The organism is Bernardetia sp. (assembly GCF_020630935.1).
In the GTDB taxonomy this organism is placed as follows: domain Bacteria; phylum Bacteroidota; class Bacteroidia; order Cytophagales; family Bernardetiaceae; genus Bernardetia.
This window is the reverse complement of sequence record NZ_JAHDIG010000040.1, coordinates 24,539-42,432: the sequence shown is the minus strand read 5'-3', so window position 1 is coordinate 42,432 and position 17,894 is coordinate 24,539. Positions and strand designations below refer to the sequence as shown.

At 33.9% G+C, this 17,894-nt stretch carries 13 protein-coding genes; 6 read left to right on the top strand and 7 right to left on the bottom strand.

The features are described 5' to 3' along the window. Nucleotides 1–4,237 (bottom strand): choice-of-anchor D domain-containing protein (locus tag QZ659_RS12180; protein ID WP_291726099.1); only part of this gene is annotated, 4,237 nt, incomplete at its 3' end. 340 nt (nucleotides 4,238–4,577) lie between these two features. Between QZ659_RS12180 and QZ659_RS12175 the strand changes: the two genes are divergently transcribed. Then, nucleotides 4,578–5,042: a GNAT family N-acetyltransferase gene (locus QZ659_RS12175; RefSeq protein WP_291726098.1), complete on the top strand. Its 465-nt coding sequence runs from the start codon at nucleotides 4,578–4,580 to the stop codon at nucleotides 5,040–5,042. A 68-nt stretch (nucleotides 5,043–5,110) separates the two neighbouring features. Here the strand turns inward: QZ659_RS12175 and QZ659_RS12170 are convergent, their stop codons facing one another. Genes QZ659_RS12170 through QZ659_RS12155 form a run of 4 tightly spaced genes read right to left on the bottom strand, consistent with a single transcriptional unit; the run spans nucleotide 5,111 to nucleotide 11,405 of the window. After that, complete coding sequence (locus tag QZ659_RS12170; RefSeq protein WP_291726097.1) at nucleotides 5,111–6,118, bottom strand: polyprenyl synthetase family protein; 1,008 nt, start codon at nucleotides 6,116–6,118, stop codon at nucleotides 5,111–5,113. Between the two features lie 36 nt (nucleotides 6,119–6,154). Further along, a complete protein-coding gene (locus QZ659_RS12165) occupies nucleotides 6,155–7,030 on the bottom strand; it encodes a hypothetical protein (protein WP_291726096.1) in 876 nt (291 codons plus the stop codon). 9 nt (nucleotides 7,031–7,039) lie between these two features. Further along, nucleotides 7,040–8,395, bottom strand: coding sequence for a DNA cytosine methyltransferase (locus tag QZ659_RS12160; RefSeq protein WP_291726095.1), 1,356 nt, complete (start codon nucleotides 8,393–8,395; stop codon nucleotides 7,040–7,042). A 19-nt stretch (nucleotides 8,396–8,414) separates the two neighbouring features. Beyond that, nucleotides 8,415–11,405: a DEAD/DEAH box helicase gene (locus tag QZ659_RS12155; protein WP_291726094.1), complete on the bottom strand. Its 2,991-nt coding sequence runs from the start codon at nucleotides 11,403–11,405 to the stop codon at nucleotides 8,415–8,417. A 363-nt stretch (nucleotides 11,406–11,768) separates the two neighbouring features. Here QZ659_RS12155 and QZ659_RS12150 point away from each other — a divergent pair, with 363 nt between their 5' ends. The 4 genes from QZ659_RS12150 to QZ659_RS12135 are packed head-to-tail and all read left to right on the top strand — an operon-like array spanning nucleotide 11,769 to nucleotide 14,096. Beyond that, nucleotides 11,769–12,629 (top strand): universal stress protein, encoded by an 861-nt coding sequence (locus QZ659_RS12150; protein ID WP_291726093.1) that lies wholly within the window; start codon nucleotides 11,769–11,771, stop codon nucleotides 12,627–12,629. A gap of 13 nt (nucleotides 12,630–12,642) precedes the next feature. Beyond that, on the top strand, nucleotides 12,643–13,050 hold the full coding sequence (locus QZ659_RS12145; RefSeq protein WP_291726092.1) for a GNAT family N-acetyltransferase: 408 nt from the start codon (nucleotides 12,643–12,645) through the stop codon (nucleotides 13,048–13,050). A 30-nt stretch (nucleotides 13,051–13,080) separates the two neighbouring features. Continuing rightward, nucleotides 13,081–13,590 carry a hypothetical protein gene (locus tag QZ659_RS12140; RefSeq protein WP_291726091.1) on the top strand — a complete coding sequence of 170 codons (510 nt, stop codon included), beginning with the start codon at nucleotides 13,081–13,083 and terminating at the stop codon, nucleotides 13,588–13,590. A gap of 29 nt (nucleotides 13,591–13,619) precedes the next feature. Beyond that, entirely contained in the window at nucleotides 13,620–14,096 is a 477-nt protein-coding gene (locus QZ659_RS12135) for a GyrI-like domain-containing protein (RefSeq protein WP_291726090.1), read from the top strand. A gap of 12 nt (nucleotides 14,097–14,108) precedes the next feature. Here QZ659_RS12135 and QZ659_RS12130 read toward each other — a convergent pair whose 3' ends face one another. Further along, entirely contained in the window at nucleotides 14,109–16,076 is a 1,968-nt protein-coding gene (locus tag QZ659_RS12130) for a M61 family metallopeptidase (RefSeq protein ID WP_291726089.1), read from the bottom strand. Between the two features lie 174 nt (nucleotides 16,077–16,250). Then, the gene (locus tag QZ659_RS12125) at nucleotides 16,251–16,826 is read right to left on the bottom strand and encodes a DUF1569 domain-containing protein (protein WP_291726088.1); all 576 of its coding nucleotides are present in this window, start codon (nucleotides 16,824–16,826) and stop codon (nucleotides 16,251–16,253) included. A gap of 125 nt (nucleotides 16,827–16,951) precedes the next feature. Here QZ659_RS12125 and QZ659_RS12120 point away from each other — a divergent pair, with 125 nt between their 5' ends. Continuing rightward, a complete protein-coding gene (locus QZ659_RS12120; RefSeq protein ID WP_291726087.1) occupies nucleotides 16,952–17,809 on the top strand; it encodes a FecR domain-containing protein in 858 nt (285 codons plus the stop codon). Nucleotides 17,810–17,894: the final 85 nt, after the last annotated feature.

Genomic DNA, 17,894 nt, shown 5'->3' with positions numbered 1-17,894 from the left:
TATTTCCATCCTCCACTAGAATTTGATTGATATTTACATTATTATAATCTGTAAAGTCGGATGTGAAGGTCAAGTTTTTATCTACAACTACATTTTCTGGGTAGTTTCTAGCTACAGTCGGCTTTACAGTTTGTCCTACTAGTGCTGCATCCACTGCTTGTTGAATAGTTGGATAAAAAATCCCTGTTTCCACTATCAAAACATCGCCAGAAGATCCCTTGTTACCCTGTAAATCAAAGGTATAAGGTGATGCATCACAATCACTATTTCGTATAGTTAAAGTAGCATTTCGCACTCCAACAGCAGATGGAGTAAATACTATATTGAAAGTAACATCATTTCCTGTATCTATTATTTGTTTCGTACAATCAAAACCCGTTAATACAAAATCACTCGCATTAGCACCACTAACTTCAATAGAATATACATATAGTTTAGCACCACCTGTATTACGAATAGTGAAAGTATGAGTATCTGAAGTAGCAACCGTGCCAAAGTCAGTGTCATCACTTGTATCAGGTGTTATATCTCCATTTGTTATAGAAACTGAGTTACCTAGAACATCAATTTGAGTAGGTGTTGTTGGTGTAGTGCCAGCTATATCATTAGTAGTAGAAAGCCAGTTGGATGCACTACCATTAAGATTAAAGTTATTTAATGTGCCATCATTACCAGATACTGTAACATCATCTAAGGAAGTGATAGTAGCATTATTTCCTCCTGCCACTCCTTGATTAAAATTATAGTAGGTAACCAAGCCTGTTTCATTACCTACAAGTTCATTAGACATATTACTTTGAATTTGCTCACAAGTACGAACTGTATTCCAAATACGCATATCATCCAACAACCCATCGGCATATCGGCTATTAGCTCTTGGTTTACCAATATGCTGTGTAGTCGGAGTATGATTTTGGAAAGTTTTTAAGGACATATCTTCTTCAGCAATTAGAGCTCCATTCAAATATAGCTTAGCAAAACCATTTCTATCATAGGTAGCAGCATAATGATACCACGTATTAGGACAAAGAGCAACAACTAAATTCAGAAACACAGAACTAGAGCCATTATTCCCATTTTGATAGAAAAATCGTACTTCTCCATTTTCTATACCCGTATTTACCTCTAAAAAGTTTGAAAAATCCCCATATCCATCATGAGCAGCAACTCCATTGGTAAAGTAAAAAGGAATCTGAGCAGAATTTACGCTTCCAGTATTAAACCAATATTCTATTGTTCCTACATTAGGATTTGCAGTTACAGGAGTATTTATATAATCATTTGAACCATCAAAATCTAATACCTTACCTGTAGGTGTTGGAGCAGTTGTACCATTTCCTTGTACAGCAAAATCGTAAACTCCTTCATCACAGTCATCGTTGTTTACAGTAATAGTAGCTGTTCTGATTCCTGTAGCTGTGGGAGTAAATGTTACATCAAAGGTTATATTTCCACTTCCAGAGACAGTATTAGGTAAAGTAATATTACTTACTACAAATTCAGTGTTATTTGTTCCACCAACTACTATACTTGAAACAGTTAAGTCTGCTCCTCCTGTATTTTGGATAGTATAAGTTTTAGTAATTGAAGAACCTGTGTTTACACTTCCAAAGTCAGTATCATCTACAGTATTTGGTGTAGCATCACCATCTGCTATATCTGTGTTATTACCTTGAGTATTAATTTCTGCTTGTGGTGTTGGTACAGTTCCACTAACTCCATTTGCTGTTCCATCTATCCAATTAGAGGTAGTTCCTGTAAGGGCAAAATTATTAAGAGTACCATCATTATTGCTAGAAGTCAAATCATTTAGTGTTGTAACACCTGTATTATCTCCTCCAACAGTACCTTGATTAAAATTATAATAAGCAACAAGACCTGTTTCTGTACCACTCAATTCATTATTCATGTTTGCTTTTATCTCTGAACAGCTTCTAGCTATATTCCAAATACGAACTTCATCTATCTCCATTTGGTCAAACCTCCCAGAAATATAGCGTATATCTTTTCCAAATTGAATATGTGCATTAGGAGAATCTATAATTCCGTTAATAATACCTGTAGTTTCATCCACTAATATTCCATTTTTATATAATTTAGTACCTGAAGCATCAGATACTCCAGCAAAATGTACCCAGTCGCCTGTAGTATAACTAGCAGATGCTATACGCCAAACACCTCCATCATTGACATAAAATCCTATTCCTCCTCCGTTTGCAGCAGAGTTTTTATGCATTAACCAAACATTAGAATTCATATCATTAATGTTTGGTAATGCTTGTCCAATTGAAGCCCCCACCACTAAAGAGACAGGTCGAACCCACCATTCTACTGTAATAGCACTACTAAAACCTGTAAAAGGTGTATCAATGTCTACAAAATCATTAACACCATCAAAATCTAGTGCAGTTGCTGGTGTAGTAGGCGTACAACTTGCAGGTGCAGTGAAAGCATTGGTTTCTGTAAATGTACAACCTGCATCAGCAGAGAAAACAGCTACTACATCTACTGAATTTCCATCGGCTGTAAGTCCTGTAAGAGTTACTGTTTGAGGGCTAGAAGTGATAGCAAATGTTTGTCCATTGACATTCAATGTGCCACTTGCAGGAGCATTTGAATATGTAACTGTTATTTCTTGCGTATAAGTATTAGAAGCTGGAACACAAGCTGTTTGAGTTCCTGCACTTATGGCTGTAATAGAACACGTTGCTGCACTTTGTACTGTAACAGAATAATCTTCTCCTTGTCCATATTGCCCAGCAGAACAAGAACTTATTGTACCACCTCCAGATGAAAAATCAGCCACTATCCTCATACGTAATGGTGTTCCTGTTACAGCAGTTGCAGGAATTGTAACACTAGCTGTATGATCTCCACTTCCTGAGTTTGATACTAATACTTCTTCTCCTGTATCTGTAAAATCTCCATTGTTATTATAATCTATATATGCTCTTACACGATGAGAATTAGAAGAAAAACCATTTACAGTAAGCGTATAGGTATCTCCTGCATTTACAGTTGTTCTTTGTGAGCAGGTTCTATCTACATAAGCACCTTCACTTTCTGAACCTACTGAGGATACATCTAGTGTATTAAACCTAACTCTACCTACTCCTATGGCTGAGTGTGGAGTAGAAGAAGTTGTAGTACAAGTAGCTGCTGTAGGTAGCGAACCACTAGGAGCAGTGCCTCCTAAAGAAGAAATAAGTCCCCCTCTTTGTGTCTCTAAAGCTGCACGCATACGTGTTTTTTGATCATTTGTAAACTTTTCTTGACATTGTGAGTAAGACATATAATTCAAAAAAACATCTGTTCCTCCACAAGCATTTGTAGAACACTGAAAGTGATTGGCATCTTGAGGATCTGTATCACAAATTCGGTCTCCATCTGTAGTACAATCTGTATTTGTAGGACAGTTACCACTTCCTGTACTTCCTTGAAAAGTATGATAAAGGTTTAGAGCATGACCTATTTCGTGTGCCAAAGTAATATCTGCTGGGTCTAATTGAGAGGCTAACATTACTGTTCCATCTATATCTGCGCCTGCACCTGGAAAATAGGCGTACCCTGCTGTAAAAGAACCACTTGTTCCATTATTCCCATTTATTTTTTTTACTATCCAAATGTTGTAATAATCTGTATTAGACCAACGACTTAAGGCTTTAACATCTTCTTCGTTAGCACCTGGATTTACGCCAAAGTTAGTAGAAATACCATCTGCATCATAATTGGTAACTCCAGAACCATCTACTCTTACAATTCCATTTGTGGAATTACAATTAGGGTCTCTTTGAGCCAATACGAACTCTATTTCTATATCTGCGCCAGTAGCCGAATTATAAGGAGCTTGATTACGAAAGTGCTGATTTAGTCCTGCTACTAAACTCGTAATTGTAGCATCAGTAGGGTTATATACTGCACCATCAACTACAACTCCTTGAGCTTCTCCTGTATGAACAATATGAACAACTAGAGGAATCTGATATACTGTTGCTTCCGTACGTTCGGTAGCAGAGTTTTGTTTGTTTGCGATGTATTTACGCAAATCTTCTTGAAGTTTATCAAATCTAGTTTGATATTCGGGGTCTTGAGCTAGTTTGCGTTGATGAATATTGTCTGTGGCACAAGGTTCTGTGCCATTTTGAGTCGGAGAAAAATCTCCAAATTGCGAATAGGCACTCTGACTTATCAAGAACAGAAATGATAAGACAAGACCTGCTATGTAGTTTTTGTACATGGTTAAAGTAGTAGGATTAAAATAAAATAAATGCGAGTGCAGCAATCAAAAGAAGTAAATTACTTTTTGATTGAATTGCTTTGTTATTTTTTGTGGGATTAAAAAAGCTAAATAGTTGTGAAAATAACTTAATGTACTAATTTAGTACTCAAAGTTCGTGCTTTAGGTTGCATTTTCCTAATAAAAAACACAAATATTTTCTTTTAGCTTACACCTTGTTAAAGGTTTTACTAACAAAGTATAAACTGAATTTTGATAAGTGCTTCATTCTCTTTGAAAATAGGATTTTTTTTAGTTATCTTTACAATTTTTGATTTTTTACAAGTTAAACAACAGTTCAATGGCTATTTCCATAAAAAAACTTACTCCTAATTCTAATTTTGAAAACTCTCTTATAGAGGAAATCAATGATTTTCTCTTTAAGCATTTAGAACAATATGGCGACCCTAAAGCAGACATCAGAAAAGCAATGGAGTATTCGCTTTCAAAAGAAGAAGGAAAAGGAGGGTATATTTTTTATGCTACAGAAAACGAAGATGGTAATGATAAAATAGTAGGTGCAACTGTCATCAACGAAACTGGAATGAAAGATTACATTCCAGAAAATATCTTAGTTTATATTGCTGTGGATGGTTCACAGCGTGGAAAAGGAATCGGAAAAAAAATTATGGAAGAAGCCTTGAGTAGTGTAAAAGGCTCAGTTGCACTACACGTAGAGCCAGACAACCCAGCTAAAAAGCTTTATGAAAGACTAGGGTTTACTAATAAATACTTAGAAATGAGATGGAAAAACACGAATGAGTAGTTTAGGTTTTAGTAATAGGACAAGGGAGACCTTGTCCTATTACGAACTTTTTGTCTCATTGATTTAGCTTACTTTTGTCTTTCTTGTATCATCAGCAAAAACTGCTTCAAAACTTGTTTTTGATTTTTATGTCTGACAGAAAGCTCATCCAATTTGTTATAAGCATTTTCAAAATATTCATTCATTTTTTCTTCTGTCAGAGTTCGAATATTTAAGTCATTATAAATTTTTGTAACGGCTTCTACTTTTTCTGCTTCATCAAAACTAGTTTTATTTATCCATTTTTGCAGGGCAGAACTTCTTGCTTCTTTTTCTTTTTGTAAAGCTGTTAGCATCAAATAGGTTTTTTTGTTTTCTGTAATATCCCCTCCTACTCGTTTGCCAAATGTTTCTGGATTGGCGTAAACATCCAAAATATCATCATGAAGTTGAAAACCAATTCCTGCCAAAATCCCTACTTCTCTAAGTTGTTGTGCTTCAAAAGGTTTTGCTCCTCCTAAAATCGCTCCTAGCTCTAATGAAAAACCCAATAAAATAGCTGTTTTGAGCTTTATCATTTCCAAATATTCTTCTATGGTTACATCATTTCGGCTTTCAAATTCCATATCAAATTGTTGACCTTCACAGACTCCGATAGCACACTTGTTGAAAAGCTCTAAAATAGTTGGTAGTTTATCTGATGGAATAGCTGCTCCAAACCATTGGTAAGTCTTGATAAGCATTAAATCACCAGACAAAAGAGCTGTATTTTCGTTCCATTTTTCGTGGGCTGTGGGTTGTCCTCTACGAATGGGAGCATTATCCATAATATCATCGTGAAGAAGTGTAAAATTATGAAAAACCTCTGTTACGATAGCAGGAGCAACTGCATTCTTCCACTCTGAATCATATAAAGAATAGCCTAACAAAACAAGCAAAGGGCGCATTCTTTTTCCTCCCAAAGACATAATATACTCAATCGGAGCATACAAATCTTTAGGCTTGCCTTCTGTATTTAGATTTTTGATATGATTTTCAAGAGCTTTTTGGGCTTCTTGAAGAGAAAATATAGGAATGATAGTAGTTTTATTTGACATTGTATGGTTATTTTATTTGTTACCCTGCTAATCAAGTTATTTGATTAAATTTCTCAATTTTATTTTCAAATTATTTTTCTCTTCTTCATTTAGATTTTCTATATACTCTAAAAATTTAAGAGAAAATTTTCTTAGTGCATTATTAAACCATTTTTCATTCTTTTTAGAAGAATCTGATTGAATAATTTCCAGCCACTCAGCAGCTAAATAATCTTGCCAATCAGTCAATAGTTTTATTTTCTCACTATTAATTTCACTTCTATTTTCTATTAAGAGAATATTGTTTTCTGTTTTTCTGTACTTTTTGTTCCAATTTACTAAATTTTTGAAGCCTACTTGTGGTCTAGGGCTTCTATCTGGAAAAGGTAATTTTTCAGTAATACTGTTGATATAGAAACCTGTCGCAACCGAAACAGAACTAGTATTTCGTTTAATAAAAATTACCCATTCAAAAAGTGAAACTTGTTGAATACTTGAACCAGGAATTGTATCTGTTTTTGTGGATTTCAGTTCAACAGATTCATAAAAAATAGTTTTACTATCACTTATTTCCAAATATAAATCTAGATTAGTGTAGACAGAACTCTTAGATTTTGTAATTTCTTGTTTTTGGCTGTTTGTTAGTTCTTCTGGCAGAAAAACATTCTTTATTTGATAATTGAAAAGTTCTTTTGTTTCAATCTGATGTTTTTCTGAATCAACTTGTAAGTTAAGTTTTTCAATTTTGGTTTCTCTTATCGAATTATGAAGTGATAGAAACTTTTTAAAATAACGTTTCAAAAACTCATCTGTATTTGCTTCTTCTGATTGAAATTTTATTAAATCAAGCTCATTTTTGGTAGAATTTAATTTTTGTTCAATTTCATAAAAATAGACATATAAAAAGCAGTTCAGTAAATTAAATTTATTCATAAGAGTTGATTAAAATATTTCTTTGAGTTCGCTTTTAACTTTTTCTTTTCCAAAATACAACTCCCAATTACTTTCAATTTTCTTAGCCAAATGATAGGCTAAAAGGGGAGGAACAGCATTTCCTACTAATTTATAGCCTACCGAAGCACTTACTTCAAATCTATTTTTCATTCCTTTTTTTGGAATAACAAAATTATAATCATCTGGAAAAGTCTGAATTCTAGCACATTCTCTAAGTGTCAAACGTCGCTCTTTGTAACCTTTTTCTAGTTCTTCATTAATTTTTCCTCCATTTTCTTTACTCAACCTTCTGTACTCTATATTTCCGTGATGTTCTGCACGAATAGTAGGAGCAAGTTTTTCTAAATCTACTTCTTTCTGACCTTGGCAGTGTACACCCATAAATTTAGCTTTTGAATAATATTTTTGGGATATATCTGTACTATTTTCAGGTTCTTCCAAATCCTTCAAAACAACTTTGCTTTTAGTGAAATTTATCATCAAATCTTGTAAAGAAGAATTATGAATTTCGCCATTTAAACGATGCGTAGGAATTGGGTAAGGTGTGTATCTTTCTGAAATCGTAGTTTTACTTAATTCTTCTAAGGCTTCTTTTGTCAAAGCTGATTTTTTGAACCCAATAAAAAATATACGCTCTCTTGACTGTGGAACGCCATACATCCCCGAGTGAAGAACTTTTGTAAGTACTAAATATCCATCTTTTTTTCCATCATTTGAATCAATGTCTGCAAAATCACTTTGAATTATCTTTTCTACTTCTCCTAGATTAGTAAGTCCTTTGACATTTTCAGCAATAAAAATTTTAGGTTTTGTAATTTCTATGACTTTTTTCATCCAAATATACAATTTACCTCGTGTTTCTTCAGAAGGAATCGTATTTTCTATATTATCATCATCTGAATTATTTTCGATCAATTTTCCATTATGGTCTTTGTGCGAATTGAATCCTTTTCTTTTTCCAGAAACACTAAAATCTTGACACGGAAAACCACCTGTAACAATTTCTGCATTTTGAGGAAAAAGTGCTGTATTTCCATTTTCAAACTCCTTTACAATATCGACAATACTACCCACTTTAAAAATTTCATTTTCCTTATCTTTTTGAATTTCTTTTTTCGCTAAAAAATAATCATTCCAAGTCTTTTTTGCATACTCATTAATGTCATTTGCAAGTTTTGTTTCAAAAATGGTTTCTTTAAGGTGATAATATAAGTCATCTTCTTTCTCAATCCAATCTTTATTTATTTTCGTGTTTATGATTTCTTTGAGAACCTTAAAACCTCCCTCAAAACCAATATCCATTCCACCACACCCAGAAAAGAGGGAAACTAAATTTTTTTTCATTTTTATCTTTCGTTTATTTTTACTTCAAAATATCGGCAATATCGTCTTTTGAAAGCGTTTTGACAAAACTAGATTCTGTGGTAATCAAGTCTTGTGAAAGTGCCAGTTTGTGCTGTTGCAAAGCTAATATTTTTTCCTCAACAGAGTTTTGAGTGATAAATTTATAAATAAAAACTCGGTTTTCTTGTCCAATTCGGTGCGCTCTATCGACAGCCTGTGCCTCAATGGCTGGATTCCACCACGGGTCTAACATAAAAACATAATCGGCAGCTGTTAAATTTAGCCCAACTCCACCTGCTTTTAGAGAAAGTAAAAACACTTTGATGTCTTTATTATTTTGAAAATTATCTACTTCAGCTTTTCGGTCTTTTGTTCCTCCATCCAAATAAGAATATTTTATTTTTTGTTTGTCTAATTCCTTTCTAACCAGCGTTAAATGTCTGACAAACTGACTAAAGACCAAAACTTTATGCCCTTCGCTCAAAACAGATTTTAGTTTTTCGGTAAGGTCTGAAAATTTACCCGAATCACCTTCATAGTCTTCATCTAACATTTTTGGGTGATTGGCAAGTTGGCGAAGCCGTGTTAAGCCTTGTAAAAGCATAATTTGAGACTTTGCCATTCCTTGTATTTCTATGTGCTTCAAAATCTCGTTTCTATAATACGACTTAGCTTCTTCATAAACTTTTTCTTGTGCCTTACTCATCTCTACGTAAATGACATTCTCTACTTTTGGAGGAAGTTCTGTCGCCACTTGATTTTTCGTTCTACGAAGGATAAACGGCTTAATAATCGTCTGTAATTTTTTAGATTTATCAATATCACTTCGCTTTTCTATGGGAAACTGATAATGTGTTTTGAAGAATTTCTGATTTCCTAAAAGTCCTCCATTGACAAACGACATCTGCGACCATAAATCAAGTGTTGAGTTTTCAATTGGTGTTCCTGTCAAGATGAGTTTGAAGCGAGATTTGAGTGTTTTTACAGCCTTCGAAATACCAGAAGTTGGATTTTTGATTGCTTGTGATTCATCTAAAATGACATAATTGAAATAAAACTTATTTAAAATATCAGCATCTATTCGGACAGTTCCGTAGGAGGTTAAGATTACATCATACTTTGGAAAATATGTTGCAATATCTTTGTTTCGGTCTGTCCCTGTATAACGCCAAACTTTGAGCTTAGGAGCAAACTTTTTTGCCTCAACAGCCCAATTATACAAGAGTGAAGTAGGCATAATGAGTAGCGAAGGGGCAATTTCTCCCTCTTTTTCTTTTTGTGCTTGAAGCAAAGCAAGTGTTTGAACTGTTTTTCCTAGTCCCATATCATCAGCCAAACACCCACCAAAATTAAATTCTTGCAAAAAGCGAAGCCAGTTATAACCAGCCTTTTGGTATGGTCGTAATTCTCCCTTAAAATCTTTTGGCAAAGCAAAATCTTCTATCTCTCCAAAATTATCAGCATCATAGAGTTTTTGAAGTTTTCGGTTCATTGTTACGTTGGCTAAGTTTCCTTGCTCTAGGTTTTGAACAAGTGCCAAGTGGTGTTTTTTGAGTGAAAAATCATCATTTTTAGACTGCATAAACTCAAAAAGCTCACTATATTCTACAAACCATTCTTCTGGAATTACAGCAATTTCTCCGTTGGGAAGTGTAAATTCGTGCTGCCCTTTCAAAATATACTGACGAATTTGCATAAATGGAATTTGATACTCTCCAAAAAAAACCTTTGCATTTATATCAAACCAATCTTTATTTTCATTGATGGCAATACTGATTTGAGATTTTCCAATAAAATAACGTTGCCCTTCTTCGCTTTGATGCTGTTTGAGTTTTATTCCTAACTCTTGAAGGATATTTTCATTATCAGCCATCCAAGAAAAAGCCTTAGCACGAGCAAGTGTAGTTTTTCCTTTCTGAATTGGCAAACCTAGCTCTTTTAGTTTTGAAATGACTGCTTTTTCTATCAAAATTTGTCTTACAAATTTTGTAAAAACAAACTCTTCTTCCTTTTCTTCAAAAATGACATGGCTATTTTGATTTTCATTTAACTCTGAAACTTTATAAACTTCATTATCATATCTAAAATTGAGTTCAAATATGACTGTACTCTCTTTTTCTCCTTGATTAGCAACAGAAGGTGTAGAACTATCAAAAAGAGAACCTAATGTAGAAGAGAGTATTTTGAAATGTAGCTCGGCTGTTGGGTCATATCTTTCAATATCAATTTTGAAACCTACTGCAATTACATCATAAGAAGAAATGAGAGAAGCAACAAATTTTTCATAATAGGTTTTCTCTACACTTTTGTTTACCAAAATGAACTTTTTACGAAGAAAAGGTTTCAGTTTTGCACCTTCTAATGGTCTGTCAAAATGGTATAAAATATTGTTGTGCAGTAGCCAAGCAGGTGAATTACAAACAATTTTTGCATCCGACTGACGAAATTCTATTGTTTTTCCATCGTGGCGAATGGTAGGGTAATATTGCGTATTGTCTGGATTTTTATAGACATGGAAAAGAATAGTAGCTGACTTTTTTGGAACTTCAACAAACTCGCCTGTTGGAGTGCCATCTTTTTTCATGGTATAGACGAGCTTATTTTTTTCCTTTAAAAGATTCAAAATCTTTACTCGTCTTGTTTCTATATAATCTTCAATGAGTTTTTGGGTAGTTTTGTCACCTTTTTCTTTGTCATATACTTTTTCAGCAAAGTCGAAAATAGTTAGTTTTTTTGTAGATTTTGTTCTACTAGATTTGGAAGAAGCACTTCCAAATTTTTTCATTATGGCATCTTGCTGAATTGCATCCATCAGTTTTATGAGTTCATAATCTGACGTAGAAAGTCCATTATCAAACTCATGTGCATTGCGAGAGGAAATGTTTTGATACTTATAGGTTAGTTTGTTATTCTTGACTTGTACTACAAAAGATTCAAACAAGCAGCCCAAAAACTGATGTTCATAAAGCGAATAGACTACCTTAAAAGATTCATTAGGCGAAACGTTCATTTTTTTAATGATGAATGGTAAATGATGAATGGAAAATCAAAAATTATTTTCACACATCAAACAATATTTCAAAAGAAACAAAAACACAGAAAAACTATCTTGCTTAAAAAAAGACAGTTTCAAAAATACGGATTTTTTTATAACTTCTTATTGAAGTTTAGATGCTATTTCTACCAAATAGTTTTTTATTTCGAAAGATTTAGTAAAGTAGTTTTGTCATAGTCAGTTTAGGCGTTTACTCTAATACAGGTATGTCGTTTTCAAAAGAAATTCTGTATATTAGTTAGGAGTTTTAAATACTCTTTTGTTAATTGAACTGAAAAGTAATTATCTACCAATAAGAAGCCTACTAAAAAATACACTATGCAAACTATCTTTGTTCCTTTAGATTTCTCTCAAAATTCCTTGTTAGCTCTTCGTCATGCTATTGAACTTGCCAAAGAATCGGATGCTAAAATTATTATTTTTCATTCGTATCAGCCTCCACAAATGGGAGGAGGAAGTTTTACAGGACGTAAAAAACTCTCTGAACTAGGAAAACAAGAAGCTGAAGACAACATGTATAAAGTAGTGATGCAAACGAAAGAAGAACATCCTAATTTGGACTTTGAACATTTAGTAGTAGATGGCGACCCGTTGCAAAGAGTTCGTTACTATTCTGAAAGTTATAATGCTGATTTGATAGTAATGGGGACAAAAGGAGCAAGTGGCTTAACAGAAGTATTTTTGGGAAGTGTGGCTGCAAAAGTAATTTCTGATGCTTCTTGTCCTGTCGTGATTGTACCAGAAGGCAGTCAAGAGGGAACGTATGAACGAATTGTATATGGCGTTTCGATGCTGCCAGAAGACGAAGAAGTCTTGGACTATTTACAAGGGTTGGCTTCTAATTTTAAGGCAAGTTTGGAGGGTATTCATGTAGAAAAAGATGCTGAAACAAGTGCATGGTTTGACGAATTTAAGGCAAGTTATGACAAAAAAATAGCTAAGAAGAAGCTCTCTGAAAATCAGTTTGTAAACTTCCAAAAACTTCCTCTTGCTCCCAATCAAAAGGTAGAAGATACGCTCATAGAGTACATCAACACCAATCCTCTGACACTTTTTGTGATGCTTCGCAGAAATCGTCGTAACTTTTGGGAGCGTATTTTTGGAACAAGTATTACCAAACAAATGGCATTTCACGCTAATAGTCCTCTCTTAATTATGAAAGCAGGAAATGCTGGGTAATCTGAATAAAAAAATGATACAATATCAAATAGAAAATAACCTTTCTGCAACCGAGTTTCAAGAATTACTCATAAAATCGACACTGGCAGAGAGAAGACCTATAGATGATTTTGAAAGAATTAAGGCAATGGTAGAAAATGCTAACTTAATTATCACAGCTAGAGATGATGACAAGTTAATTGGTGTAGCAAGGTCTATAACTGACTTTGTGTACTGTACTTACCTTTCTGATTTGGCTGTTGATGAAGATTACCAAAGACAAGGCATAGGAAAAAAACTTATTCGACTGACAAAAAAGCAAACTCCTAAAGCCACTACCATTCTTCTTTCTGCTCCAAAGGCTGTAGAGTATTACCCTCGTATTGGAATGGAAAAGCATAATGCTTGTTTTCTTTTGAAAGATGAAGCTGATTTGAAATGATTTTAAAAAGAAATTCAAAAAGTACAGTTTATGACGGCTAAAGAAGCAGAAGAAATAGTAACAAAAGATTTAGAAGCAGAGTCTGATGTATTTGCTGTAATACCTAACTCTATATTAGAATCTGAAAAATGTTTTGCTGTATTCTATCAAACAAAGAAATATATTGAGACAGGAAGTTTTGAACATTTTGCGATTGGACAAGGTGCTGTATTGGTAGATAAAATAACTAAAAAAATATATCATACAGGCTCTGGCAGACCTGCTGAAAGTTATATCAAATCCTATGAATTGTATGGCGACCCATTTTTAGAAGAAGATAAAAGTAGGCTAAATGTAGAACTTGAAGATAGTTCGTTGGGTAGTAGATTGATGCAAATACAACTCATTAAAGCTGTAACCAAACTGGGAGTTAGCGATGCAAAAAAAGTGTTTGAAAATTTGATGAGAGGAGGGAGTGTCATAATTTTAAATGAAATCACTGATGAACAAAGAAATCAACTTATAGAAAACGGTTTTAAGTTATCTTATCCACTAAACTAATGCCTTTCATATTGGAAAAATAAAATTACATGAACCCAAAAATAAACATCATTACAGAAAAAAAGCTAGTTGGAAAAAAAGTCAAAATGAACCTAATCAATAACCAAACAGGAGTTTTATGGGGAAGTTTTGCACTAAAAATAAAAAATATCAAAAATAGAATCAGCACAGATAAAATTTCTATGCAAGTTTATGATAAAGAATATTTTAGAGAATTTAATCCTACTAACGACTTCGAAAAATGGGCAGCTGTTGAAGTAGAGAGTTTTGATGATGTGGAAAAAGAGCTAGAAACATTTATACTGCAAGGTGGAAAATATGCTGTTTTCGAATACAAAGGTTCTAGTAATGACAATAGTATTTTTCAATATATCTTTACGAAATGGTTGCCTAACTCTGCCTACGAGCTAGACAACCGACCTCACTTTGAAATTTTGGGAGAGAAATATAAAAATAACGACCCAAATTCAGAAGAAGAAATATGGATTCCGATTAGAGAAAAATAAATAACTTAATTTTTATTTCTGCTTTGTAGAAAGCCATTTTTTACGCTCTTCCACTTGTTTTTTTGTTGTGATAGGCTCATTTTCAGAAAGGTAAACTAAAGCACGATAAGGAATCTGCACAGGAACAACTTCTACAGTGTTTTTTTGTCCAAATCGCTCAAAAGTAACCATTACAGCTTTGTCTTTTTCTAGTGTTGCAAGAACTTCTCTGTACGCATTTACTGAATTAATAAGTTTGTTGTCAATGCTTACCAAAACATCGCCTTTTTCCAGTCCTGCGTTGTAAAGTGGAGAGCCGTAAAGCATATAATTTGAAATAGTAGCATTTTTCATTTCTTTTCTCTCATCAATATCTAAACCTAGTTTTCCAAACCATAATTTTCCCTTCTGAACAAGCTGAAAATCCATTGCGACTGTATTTAGAAGAGCATTATAATCTGGTAACTTATTTCCCAAGATGTGATTATTAAAGAAATCTTCTGCAAATTGCTTATCACTCACTACTTCGGCAAGTGCTTGCTTCAAATTGTCTGTTGTATATGGTTTTTCCTTCTTTCCAAACTGTTGCCACAAAGCTTGTATATAATCGTCTAAAGATTTATCAAAGCGTTTCCTCATTTCTAAGTCTAAAGCCAATCCCATTACTCCACCATAGTAATAGTAAGTGATAAAAGTATTGTGATGCGAAAGTGGGTCGTTGGCTGTGGCTGCATCTGCAAAAGCTGCTTGCTGGCTCATCTCTGAAGGAGAGTGAAAGTTATGACCAGGGGAAGTCAAAACATAATTTAGCATTCCATTCATTCGCCCAGCGTAGGTTGTCTCATCAATCAAACCTGCACGTAGCATAACCAAATTGGTGTAATATGACGTAAAACCCTCTCCAAACCAAAGTTCAGAAGACATATTGGTCGAAGAAAAATCAAATGGCTCTAACGAAGCAGGACGCAAACGCTCAATATTCCAAGCGTGGATAAACTCATGAGCAACTGTAAATAAATGGTTATCCGTAAGTTTATCAGCATCTGTAATGATGGTAGAATTTCGGTGTTCCATTCCATCGCCGTGAGCAGTAGGTTGGTAGTTGAGAAGAAAAGTATAAGTTCCGTAATCAAACAGGGGAGCTTCTCCGAAAAGAGCAATTTCTTCTTTTACGATTTTCTTAATTTTCTCTACATAATCGTTTGCTTCTTCTTCTGTCGTTTCTGTGGTAGTTTTATTGAGGGCAACTCTATATTTTTGGTTGTCTTCTTGCCACTCACTCCAAAACAAATTTCCTATCAAAACAGGAGAATCCAATAAATAATAATAATTTGGAGCATAAAACACTGAATCATTCACTTGTGGAAGTTGTGTGGCAACTGTCCAGTTGTCTGTGTTTCTATCACTATAACCTGCTAAATCTTTATAGTTTTGAGGCAATGAAAATGTTACCTCAATAGTTTTTGTTTCTTTATTTTCTTTTGTACTCCTGATAGAAGCATTTTTCTCAAAGTTTTCATCATAAAAATTATCTACCAAAAGATAACTTGCTGGCGCATTGAGGTGTGCTTGAATAGTATTTATTCCAGAGTATGTACCATCTGCATAATCAGCAAAAAGTGTGTATTCTACCCTCATTCCGTCAGTTGGTTTCAAAACTTCCCAAGAATAGGGAGAAGTACGAATTACTTCTAATGCTTTATTTTGCTCATCGTAAGCCTTTACTGAATAGACATTTTTGGTAAACTCATGAAGTGCATAACGCCCTGCCGAGCTTCTACTCATACGCAACTTCAAACGCTCATCTTTAGGAGCAGTTGGAACAGAAATCGTAACTTTTGCTTCGTGATGTACACGATTAGAAAAATTGAAATGATAGGCAACTTTTGTCTCATTGTCTGTATTTTGTTGTGCCTGTACACACGAGAAATTTATGCTAAGTAGAAAAAACAAAGCTGCGAAAAACGATTTTTTATGTTTTGTAAGGGAATGAAACGACATAATTTTTGGTTTATGATTTTATGTAGTACACTCTTCAGAGTGTAAGCAAGTACAAAGATACTACTTCAAAAACCAGTTTACAATCATATCACACAAATACTATTCTAATAGTTTTTCACAAGTCAATGTTATGTATTTTACCTATTAAATTTAGCTCACACGTTAAACTGTGTGCTACATTATTCCTGTAAGATGGTCTGCAAGATGAAGATAGTGCGCTCTTTCATACTGCGATTTGGTCAGTTTTCCGTACATGAAATGAGGTTCGTAAGCTGTCTTATGATTCTCAAAATCTGAAATAGACTTTCTTACTCTTTCAAAAGCAGCCTTTAAATTTCCTTCTTTTTCAATAGGTGTAGCATCTGGAATAGGGTCGTTTCTGTCGTGGCTCATATAGCCTTGTGCATCAAACTTTTCAAAGACAATTTTTCCTATGGTATTTTGAATGAGTTTTGGCTTATTTTTCGGAAAACCTATCAGAGAATACTCAATACTTTGAGCGCAATGCACCAAATTTTGATGTAGCGACCAATCGCCTAAAAGCTGAATTTTCTGTGGGTCTAGGAGTGCCATTTTTTCTAGTCTGTCTAGTTCTAGTTGTGCTTCTTTGAGTGAAGAAAAAGAGATAGGGCGCAAGACTTCATTTTTAGTAGAAAGTCGGTAATCTAGGGCAAATTTTCCTCCAACTCCTCCTACCAAAACTGCTCCTGCTGATATAGCTCCAACTTTTAAGAATTTACGACGGTTCATAAGTAAGTAGTTTTTTAGATAAAAAATCTTTTGCTTTTATGTCATAATTTACACAAAAAAGGTGCTATTTACCCAAACTTCTTCTATCTTTTTTTATCTTCGTTTTTATATTCAATGAAATAAAAATGAAAGTTACAGAAAGCGAACAGTTATTACTCAAACACCTACAAAATACGATTACGCCACAGGAGCGAGTGATTTTGATGCGTATTGTTGAAGAGAGCCAAGAAGATGAAACAAATGGAGCTTTGCCTCCTCAAAAAATATTATCTTGGGAAGAAATTTGGCAACGCACAGCTTTAGAACTACCTAGTTTTGAGGATGAAAAATATGAAAAGATTATTCATCAAATCAATCAGAAAACAGGTTTTGATAAAGTAGAAAACAAAACGACTGAAAACTCTAAGAAAGAACAAGCAAAAACAACACAAAACCGAACTGTTCCGTCAGCCACAGCTTTATCTGAACGTATAGAATATGAAGAATTTGAAGAAAGTGAGTTTCAGAAGCGACTCAAGAGAAGAAAGTCGCAAAATTCGTGGTCTGCTTTCGGAGTAGTTATAATTTTTGCTGTGGCTTTAGGTATTGGACTTCAATATTTAAACACATATTTAGAAAGTCAGCCTAAAGAATGGAAAACCAAAATTCTTTCAGATAGTTCAAAGGTGCGTTATACGACTGATTCAAGATTTGTCTTTCCAACAGAGTTTAGAAGTGAGGAAAGAGACGTTCAACTTGCTGGGTTGGCAGAATTTGATGTAAAAAAACAACTTACTTCTTTTGTGTTGGATGCAGGAAGTTTCAAGGTCAGAACCAAAGAGGGCATTTTTAACGTATCTAGTCAAGATAGTTTATTTGTTTTGGTAAAGGAAGGAAATGTTACCGTTTATACTATTTCTGATACATTAGCAAACTTAAAAGAAAATCAATTTTTGCGTTATTATCCGAAAATACGGAAGTGGGAAGTGAAGGAGGTGAACTAAGAACTAATAAAAAAACTTAGTAAAGACTTCGTGGGATAGTGTCTGTAAAAAACAAAACACTATACGATAGAAACGGAATAAATTT

What these genes read in the sequence shown, in the direction of transcription:
- QZ659_RS12175 (WP_291726098.1), top strand. Translation starts at nt 4,578, where the DNA reads ATGGCTATTTCCATAAAAAAACTTACTCCTAATTCTAATTTTGAAAAC.
- QZ659_RS12170 (WP_291726097.1), bottom strand. Translation starts at nt 6,118, where the DNA reads ATGTCAAATAAAACTACTATCATTCCTATATTTTCTCTTCAAGAAGCC.
- QZ659_RS12165 (WP_291726096.1), bottom strand. Translation starts at nt 7,030, where the DNA reads ATGAATAAATTTAATTTACTGAACTGCTTTTTATATGTCTATTTTTAT.
- QZ659_RS12160 (WP_291726095.1), bottom strand. Translation starts at nt 8,395, where the DNA reads ATGAAAAAAAATTTAGTTTCCCTCTTTTCTGGGTGTGGTGGAATGGAT.
- QZ659_RS12155 (WP_291726094.1), bottom strand. Translation starts at nt 11,405, where the DNA reads ATGAACGTTTCGCCTAATGAATCTTTTAAGGTAGTCTATTCGCTTTAT.
- QZ659_RS12150 (WP_291726093.1), top strand. Translation starts at nt 11,769, where the DNA reads ATGCAAACTATCTTTGTTCCTTTAGATTTCTCTCAAAATTCCTTGTTA.
- QZ659_RS12145 (WP_291726092.1), top strand. Translation starts at nt 12,643, where the DNA reads ATGATACAATATCAAATAGAAAATAACCTTTCTGCAACCGAGTTTCAA.
- QZ659_RS12140 (WP_291726091.1), top strand. Translation starts at nt 13,081, where the DNA reads ATGACGGCTAAAGAAGCAGAAGAAATAGTAACAAAAGATTTAGAAGCA.
- QZ659_RS12135 (WP_291726090.1), top strand. Translation starts at nt 13,620, where the DNA reads ATGAACCCAAAAATAAACATCATTACAGAAAAAAAGCTAGTTGGAAAA.
- QZ659_RS12130 (WP_291726089.1), bottom strand. Translation starts at nt 16,076, where the DNA reads ATGTCGTTTCATTCCCTTACAAAACATAAAAAATCGTTTTTCGCAGCT.
- QZ659_RS12125 (WP_291726088.1), bottom strand. Translation starts at nt 16,826, where the DNA reads ATGAACCGTCGTAAATTCTTAAAAGTTGGAGCTATATCAGCAGGAGCA.
- QZ659_RS12120 (WP_291726087.1), top strand. Translation starts at nt 16,952, where the DNA reads ATGAAAGTTACAGAAAGCGAACAGTTATTACTCAAACACCTACAAAAT.